At 74.6% G+C, this 12,695-nt stretch carries 9 protein-coding genes; 3 read left to right on the forward strand and 6 right to left on the reverse strand.

The genetic code is table 11. From position 1 onward, the window contains the following. Positions 1-6: 6 nt before the first annotated feature. The 3 genes from ACFVXH_RS20325 to ACFVXH_RS20335 form a co-directional block, all read right to left on the reverse strand. Complete coding sequence (locus ACFVXH_RS20325) at positions 7-1,530, reverse strand: sugar transferase (protein WP_375873293.1); 1,524 nt, start codon at positions 1,528-1,530, stop codon at positions 7-9. 396 nt (positions 1,531-1,926) lie between these two features. Further along, positions 1,927-3,081 (reverse strand): glycosyltransferase, encoded by a 1,155-nt coding sequence (locus ACFVXH_RS20330; RefSeq protein ID WP_387825713.1) that lies wholly within the window; start codon positions 3,079-3,081, stop codon positions 1,927-1,929. A 234-nt stretch (positions 3,082-3,315) separates the two neighbouring features. Further along, positions 3,316-3,756, reverse strand: coding sequence for an SRPBCC family protein (locus tag ACFVXH_RS20335; RefSeq protein ID WP_074001617.1), 441 nt, complete (start codon positions 3,754-3,756; stop codon positions 3,316-3,318). Positions 3,757-3,847: 91 nt separating this feature from the next. Between ACFVXH_RS20335 and ACFVXH_RS20340 the strand changes: the two genes are divergently transcribed. Next, the gene (locus ACFVXH_RS20340; RefSeq protein WP_387825716.1) at positions 3,848-4,747 is read left to right on the forward strand and encodes a HipA family kinase; all 900 of its coding nucleotides are present in this window, start codon (positions 3,848-3,850) and stop codon (positions 4,745-4,747) included. A 114-nt stretch (positions 4,748-4,861) separates the two neighbouring features. Here ACFVXH_RS20340 and ACFVXH_RS20345 read toward each other — a convergent pair whose 3' ends face one another. From ACFVXH_RS20345 to ACFVXH_RS20355, 3 genes are all read right to left on the reverse strand, one after another. Next, a complete protein-coding gene (locus ACFVXH_RS20345; protein ID WP_049659264.1) occupies positions 4,862-6,346 on the reverse strand; it encodes a S8 family serine peptidase in 1,485 nt (494 codons plus the stop codon). Between the two features lie 252 nt (positions 6,347-6,598). Next, positions 6,599-7,717 (reverse strand): amidohydrolase family protein, encoded by a 1,119-nt coding sequence (locus ACFVXH_RS20350; protein WP_387825719.1) that lies wholly within the window; start codon positions 7,715-7,717, stop codon positions 6,599-6,601. A 3-nt stretch (positions 7,718-7,720) separates the two neighbouring features. Continuing rightward, positions 7,721-9,184, reverse strand: a complete 1,464-nt coding sequence (locus tag ACFVXH_RS20355; protein WP_387825722.1) for a glutamine synthetase — start codon at positions 9,182-9,184, stop codon at positions 7,721-7,723. A 572-nt stretch (positions 9,185-9,756) separates the two neighbouring features. On the opposite strand from ACFVXH_RS20355, the gene ACFVXH_RS20360 reads away from it, so the two are divergent. Further along, positions 9,757-11,532: a 3-hydroxyacyl-CoA dehydrogenase family protein gene (locus ACFVXH_RS20360; protein WP_375873289.1), complete on the forward strand. Its 1,776-nt coding sequence runs from the start codon at positions 9,757-9,759 to the stop codon at positions 11,530-11,532. Between the two features lie 224 nt (positions 11,533-11,756). After that, positions 11,757-12,680, forward strand: a complete 924-nt coding sequence (locus ACFVXH_RS20365; protein WP_380737341.1) for a TetR family transcriptional regulator — start codon at positions 11,757-11,759, stop codon at positions 12,678-12,680. The last annotated feature ends 15 nt before the right edge of the window (positions 12,681-12,695 follow it).

Raw genomic sequence — 12,695 nt, forward strand, 5'->3', positions numbered from 1 at the left:
AAGGGGTCAGCTCCCGTCCGGGTGGAGCATCAGGGCCGCGGTGCGGCACAGGATCTTGACGTCCTGCCAGAGGCTCCAGCTCTCGATGTAGCGGTTGTCGAAGCGGGCCCGGTCCTCGATGGAGGTGTCCCCGCGCAGGCCGTTGACCTGGGCCAGGCCGGTGAGGCCGACCGGGACGCGGTGGCGGTCCGCGTACTCGGGGTAGGCCTGGCCGAACCGCATGACGAAGTACGGCCGTTCGGGGCGGGGGCCGACCAGGCTCATGTCGCCGCGCAGGACGTTCCACAGCTGGGGCAGCTCATCCAGCGAGCTCTTGCGCAGCAGCCGGCCGACGGCGCCCATCCGGTGGTCCTGGGAGATGTTCCAGCGGGTGGCGGACTCGTGTTCGTTGCTCGGGCGCAGGGTGCGGAACTTGAGGACGGTGAAGACCCGGCCGTCCAGGCCGGTGCGCTGCTGGCGGAAGAGCACGCCGGGGCCGGTGTCGAAGCGGACGGCGAGGGCGCAGAGCACCAGGACGGGGGCGAGCAGCAGCAGGCCGATCGCGGCGGCGGTGACGTCCAGGGCGCGCTTGGCGGCCCAGCCGGGGCGGCGCATCGCGGGGCTGCCGAGCCGCAGGCAGGGGAAGCCCCACAGGTGGTCGCCGCCGGTGATCGGGGCGGCGGGCAGCGAGCCGTACTCGCGCAGCGCGGGCACCAGCCAGACCTGGCAGCCGAGCCGGGCGGCGTCGCGCAGGGTGGCGGCGGTCTCGGCCTCGTCGGCGGCGCCGGCGGTGGCGATCACGTGCTGGACGCCGTGCCGGCGCACCTCGCGCTCCAGTGCCTCGCGGCCGCCGAGCACGGGCAGGTCGGTGTCGCCGGGCAGCAGCGGCGGGTCCGCGTCGAGGAAGCCGACCGGGCGCATCCCGTACTCGCCGTGCGCGCGGAGGGCGGCGGCGACCCGGCGGCCGAGCCGGCCGGCGCCGAGCACCAGGACGGGGCTGGGGCGGCTGCGGCGGATCCGCCGGACCAGGTGGTAGAGGACGGCGCGGCCGACGGCCACGATCAGCAGCTGGGCGCCGAGCAGGACGGTGAGCCGGGCCGGGCTGGCCGGGCCGCAGTCGGGCCAGTGGCCGCCGAGGCCGCCGGACAGGGTGACGGCGAAGGCGGTGGCGACCACGGCCCGGGCGGACAGCGCGGGCAGTTCGTCCAGGACGGACAGGGTGAGCCGGGGGCGGTAGAGGCCGCCGGCCAGGTTGAGCAGGAGCAGCAGGGGCAGGACGGCGGGGACGCCGAGCAGCGGGTCGAGCGGGGCGGCCGGGTCGAAGGCGCGGTTGGCGATGCCGCCGGCGGAGCACAGCGCGATGACGTCGGCCTGGACCAGGGCGAGTGACAGGGCCAGCCGGGAGCGGACCGTCCCACGGGACCGGTGCTGCGGCGGGACCGTCCGGAGGTGCGCCGCCCCCGCCGGCCGGTCGAGCAGCCCGGTGCCGGGCCGGCGGGGGCCGGACAGGGGTCCGCTCGATCGCGGCACACTCTCGTGGTCAATGGTCATCAGCGCACGATCTCCCCTGCTGTGTGCCCGGGGTGACGGTGCCCCGGCACCGGTTGGCGCGGGGCGGCCGTCCCGGCCCGGTGGGCGCGGTCCTGACAGCACCTGCTGCCGCTCGCGGCTTCCGGATGTCCGGCGGCGGGGCCGATCGCAAAGGAACTGGTCACGAAGAAGTCGGTCGCGAGGGGCCCAGCCGTGAATTCCCGACATGAAATCCGAACGAAGCAGGCAAAATCCGACAATACAGAACCGGGCGGTACAGGCCGGAAGTTGACTTGCCGATTCATTCCAGCCGCCCATTAATAGGTATTTCGGATTTGACGCCTCGCCTCCCTATCCGGCCGAGGGTGCGAATACGACAACGCCGGAAACGGCGGGCATTCACGGCATGTGAAACGATCAGATCCGCTCTGGGACACGGGCCCGGCGCCGCCCCGCCGCCGGTCCCGCGCCCAGCAGGTGGCGGTAGAGGACGTCAACCTGTTCGACCACGGTGCGCACGTCGTGCCGGCCCATCACGTGCTCGCGCAACCGGGCGCCGCGCCGCTCGCATTCGATCGGATCTGACAGCGCGTCCCCCATACGGGTGGCGAGGGCCCCCGCGTCCTCGGGCGGGACGACCGCGTGCGCCAGCTCGGACGGCGGCAGGCACTCCCGGGCGCCGGGCACGTCGGTCAGCAGCACCGGACGGGCGGCCGCCATCGCCTCCAGCGGGGCCAGCGCCATCCCCTCCCAGCGTGAGGGCAGCACCACCAGGTCGGCCGCCGCCAGCCACGGGCGCGGGTCCGGCACGTCCCCGACCAGCCGGATCCGGGCGGGCTCGGCGGTCTGCCGGACCAGCTCCGCGACCCGCTGCTCCTCCGGCCCGCCGCCGACCAGGGCCAGCCGGGCCCTCGGCACCCGGCGCAGCACCTCCGGCCAGGCGGCCAGCAGCACGTCCTGGCCCTTCTGTCGGCACAGCCGCCCGACGCACACCGCGAGCGGGGCCTCCAGGTCCAGGCCGAGCGCGATCCGGGCGGCGCGGCGGTCGGCGGGCGCGTAGTGGCGCACGTCCACGCCGTTGGGCACCACCGCCCAGTCGGCGTGCAGCCCGGCCGCCACGCCGTCGGCCCGCTCCTGGACGCTGACGCACAGCAGCCGGTGCGACCAGCGGGTGGCGAAGCGCTCCCAGCGCAGCGTGGCGGCGGCCAGCGCGCCGTCGACGGCGGCGAAGGACCAGGCGTGCGGCTGGAAGACGGTCGGCACCGTGCCGTGCACCGCGAGCCGCCCGGCCAACCCGGCCTTGGCGCTGTGCAGGTGGACCACGTCGGGCGCGGCCGCCCGGACGATCCGGCGCAGCCGCCAGGCCTCGGCGGGGGTGCCCGGGCCGGGCGGGCGCCGGGCCGGCCAGTCCTGGACCAGCGCGCCCACCGCGGCGGCCTCCGCGGCCAGCCGCCCGCCGCGCGGGCAGGCGACCAGCACCCGGTGGCCGGCCTCCCGCTGGCCCCGGACCAGATCGGCGACGACGCGGGCGACCCCGCCGTCCACCGGTTGGGAAATGTGAAGGATCGTCATATGCACGGCGGCGAGCCTAGGGTGGCCCACCGGTGCCGGGCGGCCCCCGTCACCCGCAGGTGGCGGTTCGGCCACCCGTACGGCTTTCGGCTCGTACGGGAGACCGAACCGCTCGAATCCCCGGGCGATTCGAGCGGTTCGATGGATCTACGCGCGCGAATCGCGCGGTTGGCGAATCCGCGGGGCCGGCGGACCGTGGTGGTCCCGGCGGCCCCACGTGGACCTCGGTGGGCCTCAGCGGACCTCGGCGGCCAGGTTGGCCAGCACCTGGTCGTGGATCCGGTTCAGGCCCTTCGGGGCGAAGGTGCGCTCGAAGAAGCCGCCGATGCCGGTGGCGCCCTGCCAGGTGGCGGTCACGGTGACCTTGGCGCGGCCCTCGCCGACGGCCGAGACGGTCCAGGTGATCACCATGCTGGAGTTGGCGTCCTTCTCGACCAGCTGGTCGGGCTCGGGCGCGGAGACGGTGAAGAGGCAGTCGCGCACCCGCTTCTCGGTGGCCTGGAGCTTCCAGTGCACCTGGGTGCCGGCGCCGGTGCCGCCGACCCGCACCTCGTACTCGCTGTACTGCGCGGGCAGCAGCTTCGGGCGGGTCACCTGGTAGTCGGCCAGCGCCTCGTACACCCGCTCGGGGGCGGCGTCGTAGACCCGCTCGGTGGTGGCCTGCACCTGTCCCATGACCTTGCTCTCCTCATGTGGTGGGAACCGCTCTGTCCGGCAAGCCAATCACAGGGTCCCGCCCGCGACGCGGCGGGATAGGGTGGCCGGTGTGCTCGATCTGGTGACTGCTGTGCGCTACGTCGACCCGCTGCGGGCCGGCGGCTCCGTTCCGGGCGTGGTGGAGACCGACGACCTAGGCACGTACGTGGTCAAGTTCACCGGGGCCGCGCAGGGCCGCAAGGCTCTGATCGCCGAGGTCATCGTCGGTGAGCTGGCCCGGCGGCTGGGCCTGCGGGTGCCGGAGCTGCGGCTGGTGGACTTCGACCCGGCCGTCGCCGCGGACGAACCGGACGCCGAGATCCAGGACATGCTCAAGGCCAGCGCCGGGGTCAACCTCGGGATGGACCTGCTGCCCGGCGCGCGGGACTTCCGGCCGGGGATGATCACGGTGGACTCGGCCGAGGCCGGCCGGGTGGTCTGGCTGGACGCCCTGACCGGCAACGTCGACCGCACCGTGCACAACCCCAACCTGGTGGTCTGGCACGGGCGGCTCTGGCTGATCGACGACGGCGCCGCGCTGATCTTCCACCACCGCTGGGCGGGGGCCGAGGCCTCGGTCGGCAAGCGGTACGACCTCAGCGCCCACGCGCTCGGCGGCTCGGCCCCGGACGTCCGGCTGGCCGACGAGGAGCTCGGGCCGCTGGTCACCGTGCCGCTGCTGGAGGAGGTGGCGGCGCTCGTCCCGGACGAGTGGCTGGCCGGCGAGCCCGGCTTCGACTCGGTGGACGCCGTCCGGCACGCCTACGTCGCCCACCTCGCCGCCCGGGTGGTGCTCTCCGAGGAGTGGCTGCCGGAGGGCTTCGCCACGCCCGAGCAGCTGCGCGAGGCGGAGCGGCGGCGGGCGGCCCGGACCAGGGCCGGGCGGCCGGCCTGGCTGCGGGACGTACCGGACCTGCACGGCAAGCCGTCGGTGGAGACGGCCTGGGAGCAGTACGCCGACGAGGGCTAGCCGGGTTCGGGCCCGACGCGGCCGGAACGCCGACGGGTGGGAACGCGACCGGGGAGCGGACCCTGTGGGCCCGCTCCCCGGTTCTACTGTTCAGTGCTGTCCGCGGTCAGCGCGTCAGCGCCACCACTGGACCGCCTTCTCGGCGTTGACCAGGCCCGCGCCGTAGAAGCCGTTGTCGTTCGTGGTGCCCTCGCAGGTGGCCTTCCAGGCACCGGCGCCGCCCGGGTTGAACTCGCCCTTCGGGCACGGGACGGACTCGGCGTGGCTGGTCAGCATCTCGGTCAGCTCGTCCGGGCTGGCCCACGGGAAGGTGCTGGCGAGCAGCGCGACCACGCCGGCGACGTGCGGGGTGGCCATCGAGGTGCCCTGCATGTAGCCGTACTTGCCACCGGGGATGGTGGACAGGATGCGGCCGTCCTTGTCGGGGGTGTCCGGGAGCTGGAAGCGGCGGTCGCCACCGGGCGCGGTGACGGAGACGACGCCCTTGCCGTAGCTGGAGTAGTACGCCTTGACACCCTCGGAGCCCACCGCGGAGACGGCGACGACGCCGGGCAGCTCGGTCGGCAGCGACAGGCAGTCGTTGGTGACCGGGCGGGAGGCGGGGGTGGTGTCGTCCGGGCTGGCCACGTCGACGGTCTTGTGCGCCAGGTCGAGGTTCTCGTTACCGGCGGCGGCGACGTTGAGGACGCCCTTGCGCTGCGAGAAGGCGACGGCCTTGCGGACGGCGTCCGAGATGGCGGCCTGGTCCTTGTCCGTCTTGCAGTTGAACATCCACGGGTCGACGAAGTAGCTGTTGTTGGTCACCTTGAAGCCGTGCTCGCCGGCCCAGACGAAGCCGCAGACCGCGTTCTCCGGGTAGATGAACCCGCCGTCGTCGACGACCTTGACGGCGGCCAGCTTGACGTTCGGCGCGACACCGACGATGCCCTTGCCGTTCTTGGCGGCGCCGATGGTGCCGGCCACGTGGGTGCCGTGGTCGCTGGTGGTCGGCTGCCAGGCCTTCCAGTCGGTGTTCGTCTTGCCGTCGATGCAGGAGACCGACTGCGAGGCGTCCACGTTGGCGGCCAGGTCCTCGTGGGTGGCGTCGATGCCGGAGTCCAGGACGCCGACGGTGACGTTGCGGCTGCCGAGCGAGATCTTGTGGGCCTTGTCGGCACCGATCTGACGCATGTCCCACTGGTAGGCGTCGTAGGGCTCCTGGCCCGGGGCGGCCGCGGCGGCCGGCTCGGCGGCGACGTCGGCCTTGCCCTGGTCGGAGGCCTGGATGCCCTTGGTGCGGCTGGCACCGACCGAGTCGACGCCCTTGGCCAGGCGCAGCTTCTCGGCGAACTTGGTGTCGTTCGAGCGGGCGACCACGACGCCGACCTGCTCGTACGACTGGACCACCGTGCCGCCGAGGCCGGTGATGGCCTTCTCGACCTTCTGCACCTGACCGTGGTTGGCCTTGGTGTTGACGACGTAGCTCATCACCGGACCGGTCGTCGGGTCGGCCGCGGGGGCCGCGACGGCGGTGCCGGCCGGCAGCGCGAGGGCGCCGGCAGTGGCGAGCACGACGCCCACTGCCGCGTACCGGGTACCGCTGATCCGAGGAACACGCATGAGGGTTGGCCTCCCGAGTCGTCAAGGCGGCAGCTGCGGTGGCAGGTGCGCTTGGGAATGACCGGGACGCTAATGAATATTTGCTTATAAGCGCAAGAGGTAGTCATCTAATCGTCACATCTGAACCAGAAACCGGGATGCGACCGTTCGGGGGTCAACAGGGAAACAGAGGTCAAGAGTGTTAAAAAGTGATGGTTCGCCGACGTGCGGCCACACCCCTCGGAACCTCGGCCACCAGCGCGGATCGCGCCGCTACAACGCGTACAACCGACGCGCGTTGCCGCCCGCGACCAGGCCCGCCACCCGCTCGGCGTCGGCCGCGGAACAGGCGCCGTCGGCCTGCCAGTCCGCCAGCACCGCGCCCAGTCCGTACCGGAACTGACAGGTCCCCACCAGAAAGAGTTCGGGCAGCCCGTAGGCGTCGGTGGAGAACAGCAATTTTCCGAACGGGGCCAGCTCCAGCATCTCGCCCAGCACCGCGGCCACCCGCGGCCCGGTGTAGGAGGCCGTCAGCCCGAGGTCGGTGTACACCGTCGGGAAGGCCTGGGCCAGCCAGGCGGCCTGCCGGTGGTACGGGTAGCCGTGCAGCAGCACCAGCGGGACGCCACTGGGCTCGGCGGCCCGCACGAAGTCCGTCAGCAGCGACGGGTCGGCCCGGTGCAGGGTGAGGTCCGGATCGCCGAAGCCGGTGTGGAGTTGGAGCGGCAGGCCGAGCTCGGCGCAGACGTCCACGGCCGTCCAGAGCAGGTGGTGCAGCAGCACCGGATCCGTCAGCCGGCCCCGCCCGGCGCGCAGGTGGGCGCCGGCCGCGGCCACCACGGCCGCGGTGGCGGGGCGTTCGGCGGGGGCCGCCAGCCCGTGCCGGTAGGCGAGCACCGACTTGACCGCGACGGCCCCGGCGGCGGCCGACCCGAGCGCCTGCGCGACGGCCCCCGGCCAGTCCCCGGCGCCGGCCGTCACCGCCGCGGCGACCGACTCCAGCCGGACCACCTCGCGCACCGACGCCCCGGTGGCCCCGGCGAGTTCGGCCAACGGCAGCAGCTCGTGGCCCGCGGCGGTGGTCAGCCCGGTGTCCACCAGGCAGGTGTCCAGCCCGGCCGCCGCCAGCAGCCGCCCGGTGGCCCCGGCCGCGCCCAACTCCCGCCGCCGGGCCAGGTAGTCGGCGGCCGGGGCGTGCGCCGGCAGGCCGAGCACGGGCGGGCACCAGCGCCGCACCGCGAGGCCCAGCGCGCTGTCGAAGGGCGAACAGCCGGGCGCGGGCGGGCGGTCGGACTCGGTGAGCAGCCCGGCCAGGGCGTCGTCGGCGAGCTCGGCCGCCACCACGCTGTGGCAGTGGTGGTCGACCAGCGCGGGCCCCTCCGGCCGGGCCACCGCTCAGTACCGCCAGCGGGTGGCCGCGACCAACTCCTCGGGCGTGACGGCCGCGTACTGCTCCCGCTCCGCCCGGCGCACCGCCAGCACCGCCTGGTAGAGCGGCTCGCCGAGGGCCTCGCGCAGCACCGCCGAGCGCTCGTACGCGGCGATCGCCTCGGCCGGGGAGGCCGGCAGCCGGGGCACCACGCCGGGCTCGGCGGCCGCCGGATCGCCGGTGAACTCCGGTGGCAGCGCGCGGCGTTGCTCCAGCCCGGCGAGGCCGGCCGCGATCACCCCGCCGACCGCCAGGTACGGGTTGGCGCTCGCGTCGAAGCACTTGACCTCGGCGTTGGCGGCGGCGGACCGCTCCCCGGTGGAGCCCGTCACCAGGCGCAGCGCGGCCTCCCGGTTCTCCAGACCCCAGCACTGGTAGGCGCCCGCCCAGTGCGAGGGCACCAGCCGCAGGTACCCGGCCGGGCTGGAGCAGCCCAGCACCAGCAGTTCGGGCAGCGCGTCGAGCACCCCGGCGAGGAAGCCCTCGGCCTCGGCCGTCAGGCCGTGCGGGCCGGGGCCGCCGTGGCCGAGGTTGCGCCCGTCGCGCCAGAGGCTGACATGCAGGTGCCCGCCGTTGCCGACGGCGCCGGCCTCCACCACCGGGGCGAAGGAGACCCGCAGGCCGTGCCGGGCGGAGACCGCCCGGACGGTGTGCCGGACCAGGACGGAGGTGTCGGCGGCGGCGACCGGGTCCTCGGGGGCGACCGAGACCTCGAACTGGCCCGGGGAGTACTCGGGGTGGATCTGGAGGACGCTCAGGCCCTGCCGGCCGAGAGCGCGCAGGACGTCCCGCAGGTAGTCGGAGAGGTCGGTGACCCGGTGCATCCCGTACGCCGGGCCGTGCGTCGGGTACTGCGGCTCCTCCCCCGGGGCGCCGGCCAGGGCGACCGTCCACTCGACCTCGATGCCCGCCTTGAGGCTCAGGCCGCGCGCGGCCGCCACCGCCCGGGCCCGGCGGGCGAACAGCCGCTGGCAGCCGGGGTGCGGGGCGCCGGCCTGGGTGTACCTGTCCCCCGGGGCCCAGGCCCAGCCGGGCTGGGCGGCCAGCGGGACGATCCGGTCGAGGTCCGGGTAGAGCCTGAGGTCCCCGGTGGGGCCGCCGATGATCGGGCTGGTGGTGATCGCGTCGTCGGCGAGGAAGACGTCGAAGCAGGGCGCGGTGCCGACGCCCCACTGCGCGGCGTGCAGCAGGCCGCCGAGCGGCACGGCCTTGACCCGGGTGATGCCCGCGTTGTCCACCCAGGTGACGGCCACCGCCTCGACGGCCTCGGTGCGCAGCCGGTCGACGGCCTGCGCCGCCCTGGCGGCCCGCTCCTCGCGCGGTGGCAGCGCGACGGCCGCCACCGCGGCGGCGGCGAGCCGTTCGGCGGTGACGGGCGGCTCGGCGGGCCCGGGCGCGGTGGGGTCGACGGCGGCGGTTCCGGTGGTCATGCCGTCATGCTGCCCCGCCGGTCGGGGTCGGGTAACTCCCCTATCGGGTGGTCCTGCGGGCGCCCCCGTTCACCCGTTCACCTGTTCGGGGCGGGCACGTCGGCGGGCAGGTCGGCGGGCACGTCGGCGGGCACCGGGACGGCGAACGCCCGCGGCCCCGAACGGTTTTCCGTCCCCGCCCTCTTCCTACTCGCCAGTAGCTTCGCTACAGTGGCCGGGCACGCACCACCGCCGGGCTTCGGGAGCCGCACCGGCGGCAGGCCGCGGTCGCCGCTTCTCCGGCGCCCGCACGGTGCGCCTTCACCTTCACCGGCCGGTGCCGCGGACCGCGGCGGGCCGGGTTCCTCCTCGTATCAGGGCCGCCTCCTTCACCTTCGAGCGCCTGAGCACCACGGCACACCCGCGATCGGGCCGGAGCGGACCGGCCTCCGCCCTGGTGTGCCGACACCCCGTCATCTCCCCAGCCCTCGCGCGTGGACCCTCCTCCGGCGGCGGCCGCCCCCGGCGTACGGGCGCGGCGGCGTGCCCGCCGGAGCACGCGCGGGCCCTTCATGACTAGGAGTACAGGACAGATGGAGCGTCCCTTCCCCACTGTCGCCGTCGTCGGCCTCGGCACGATGGGTGCCGGCGTCGCGGTGGCCGTCGCCAAGAGCGGCCGCCGGGTGATCGGCATCGAGGCCACCGAGGACTCGGCCGCCCGGGCGCTGGCCCGGATCGAGGAGGCCACCGCGCACGCGGTCGGCCGGGAGCGGCTCACCGCCGAGGAGCGCACCGGGCTGCTGGCCCGGATCTCGGTCGGCCACGAGCTCGCGGCCGCCGCCGGGGCGGACCTGGTGATCGAGGAGGTCCCCGAGCAGCTGGAGCTGAAGCGGGAGGTCTTCGCCGAGCTGGACCGGATCTGCCCGGAGGGCACCGTGCTCGCCACCGGCACCACCGCGCTGTCGGTGACCCGGATCGCCGCCGCGACCGCCCGTCCGGAGCGGGTGCTCGGCCTGCACTTCTTCAACCCGGTGCACGGCATGAAGCTGGTCGAGGTGGTCCGCACCGTGCTGACCTCCCCGCGGACCGCCGAGGACGCCGCCGCCTTCGCCCGCGACCTCGGCAAGGAGCCGGTGGCGGCCGGCGACCGGGCCGGCTTCGTGGTGAACGGCCTGCTGTTCGCCTACCTGAACCAGGCCGCCGCGATGTTCGAGTCCAAGTACGCCTCGCGGGAGGACATCGACGCCGCGATGCGGCTCGGCTGCGGCCTGCCGATGGGCCCGCTGGCGCTGCTCGACCTGATTGGCGTCGACACCGCGCGCACCGTGCTGGAGGCGATGTACGAGCAGTCCCGGGACCGCCTGCACGCACCGGCCCCGATCCTCGGCCAGCTGGTCGCGGCCGGGCTGCTGGGCCGCAAGACCGGCCGCGGCTTCTACACCTACGAGGCGCCGGGCTCGTCCCGCGCCGTGGACGCGGCGACCGGGCCGGCCCTGCCGAAGGTGCCGGGCCGGGAGGTGCGCACCGTCGGCGTCTGCGGCTCCGGGACGATGGCCACCGGCATCGCCGAGGTGTTCGCCAAGGCCGGGCACCCGGTGCTGCTGGCCGCCCGCAGCCAGGAGAAGGCCGAGGCGGCCAAGGCGCAGCTGGCGAGGTCGCTGGAGCGCTCGGTGGCCAAGGGCCGGCTGTCCGCGCAGGCGCGGGACGCCGCGCTGGCGCTGGTCACCCCGGTCGGCCAGTACACCGAGCTGGCCGAGGTGGACCTGGTGGTCGAGGCGGTCGCCGAGGACCTGGCGGTCAAGCGCGAGCTGTTCGCCACCCTGGACAAGATCGTCCGGCCGGGCGCGGTGCTCGCCACCACCACCTCCTCGCTGCCGGTGATCAGCTGCGCGACCGCCACCTCGCGGCCGCAGGACGTGATCGGCATGCACTTCTTCAACCCGGCCCCGGCGATGAAGCTGGTCGAGGTGGTCTCCACGGTGCTGACCGCGCCGGACGTCACCGCGACGGTGCTGGAGCTGACCGCGAAGGTCCGCAAGCACCCGGTGGAGTGCGGCGACCGGGCCGGCTTCATCGTCAACGCGCTGCTCTTCCCCTACCTGAACGACGCGGTGCGGATGCTCCAGGAGCACTACGCGACGGTGGACGACATCGACACCGCGATGAAGCTCGGCTGCGGCTACCCGATGGGCCCGTTCGAGCTGCTGGACGTGGTCGGCCTGGACGTCTCGCTGACGATCGAGCGGGTGCTGCACCAGGAGTTCCGCGAGCCCGGCCTGGCGGCCGCGCCGCTGCTGGAGCACCTGGTCGCGGCGGGCTGCCTGGGCCGCAAGACCGGCCGCGGCTTCCGCGACCACGCGCGCCGGTGACCACCCCGCAGGCCGGGGGCGGCCCGTACGAGCTGCCGTACGAGCCGCCCCCTGCCGGACCGCACGCCGCGCCGCCACAGGGCTCCATGGCCTCCCCGCGCCCCGTCTGGAGCCCCGGGACGGCGACCTCCCGCTGGCCCCGCCCGGCCGTGACCGGACCGGTGGTGCCGGTGCGGCGGGGAAGGGCCGCGGGCGCGCCGTCCGGGCCGTGTAGCGTTCCGGACATGGATCGGGTTCAGTCAACCTCCCCGCAGCACCCCGCCGGGCCGCACGGCGGCGCCGACCGGACCAGCCCCTCGACCGGGGGCACCGGGCCGGAGGGCGGGCCGGGCAGCCGCCGGGCGGCGGCGCAGCGCCAGCAGATGCGCCAGGACCTGGCCACGGCCGCGATGGAGCTGTTCGCCTCGCAGGGCTACGAGGAGACCACGGTCGACCAGATCGCGGCCGCCGCCGGGGTGGCCCGGCGCACCTTCTTCCGGTACTTCCGGTCCAAGGAGGAGGCGATCTTCCCGGACCACGACGACACCCTGGTGCGGGTGGCCGACCTGCTGGCCAGCGCGGAGCCGGAGGAGCACCCGCTGGACGTGGTCTGCCGCGGCATCAAGGAGGTGCTGCGGATGTACGCCTCCACCCCGGGGGTGTCGGTGGCGCGGTACCAGCTGATCCGTCAGGTCCCGGCGCTGCGCGAGCGGGAGATCGCCGTGGTGGCCCGCTACGAGCGGCTGTTCACCCGTTACCTGCTGGGCCGTTTCGACACCGGCGAGTCCATCCCGTCCGGCTGGCAGCGCGGCGGCGAGGACGACTCGATGCTGGCCGAGGTCTCGGCGGCGGCGGTGGTCGCGGCGCACAACCACGTGCTGCGGCGCTGGCTGCGGGCCGGCGGCCGGGGCGACGTGGAGGCGCAGCTGGACCACTCCTTCGAGGTGATCCGGCGGACCTTCTGGGCCTCCAGTGCCCCGGGTGCCAGGCGGCGGGGATCGGTGGTGGCACCGGGTGCCAACGGGACCCCGGGGGACGCCGGGGTCGAGAGCGCACTGAGTGCCAGTCCCGGAGGTGAGGTGCTCATCACAGTCGCCCGGACGGACGCTCCGCTGGACGTCGTGGTGGACAGCATCCGGGCCGCACTGAGTGGCGCCCGGGAGTCGTAGACCCAGTATTCACGC

It is taken from the genome of Kitasatospora sp. NPDC058184 (genome assembly GCF_042883725.1).
Taxonomy (GTDB): Bacteria; Actinomycetota; Actinomycetes; order Streptomycetales; family Streptomycetaceae; genus Kitasatospora.

Coding starts and splice junctions, on each gene's coding strand:
- ACFVXH_RS20335 (WP_074001617.1), bottom strand. CDS start 3,756: ATGGGACAGGTGCAGGCCACCACCGAGCGGGTCTACGACGCCGCCCCC.
- ACFVXH_RS20355 (WP_387825722.1), bottom strand. CDS start 9,184: ATGACCACCGGAACCGCCGCCGTCGACCCCACCGCGCCCGGGCCCGCC.
- ACFVXH_RS20365 (WP_380737341.1), top strand. CDS start 11,757: ATGGATCGGGTTCAGTCAACCTCCCCGCAGCACCCCGCCGGGCCGCAC.
- ACFVXH_RS20325 (WP_375873293.1), bottom strand. CDS start 1,530: ATGACCATTGACCACGAGAGTGTGCCGCGATCGAGCGGACCCCTGTCC.
- ACFVXH_RS20345 (WP_049659264.1), bottom strand. CDS start 6,346: ATGCGTGTTCCTCGGATCAGCGGTACCCGGTACGCGGCAGTGGGCGTC.
- ACFVXH_RS20360 (WP_375873289.1), top strand. CDS start 9,757: ATGGAGCGTCCCTTCCCCACTGTCGCCGTCGTCGGCCTCGGCACGATG.
- ACFVXH_RS20330 (WP_387825713.1), bottom strand. CDS start 3,081: ATGACGATCCTTCACATTTCCCAACCGGTGGACGGCGGGGTCGCCCGC.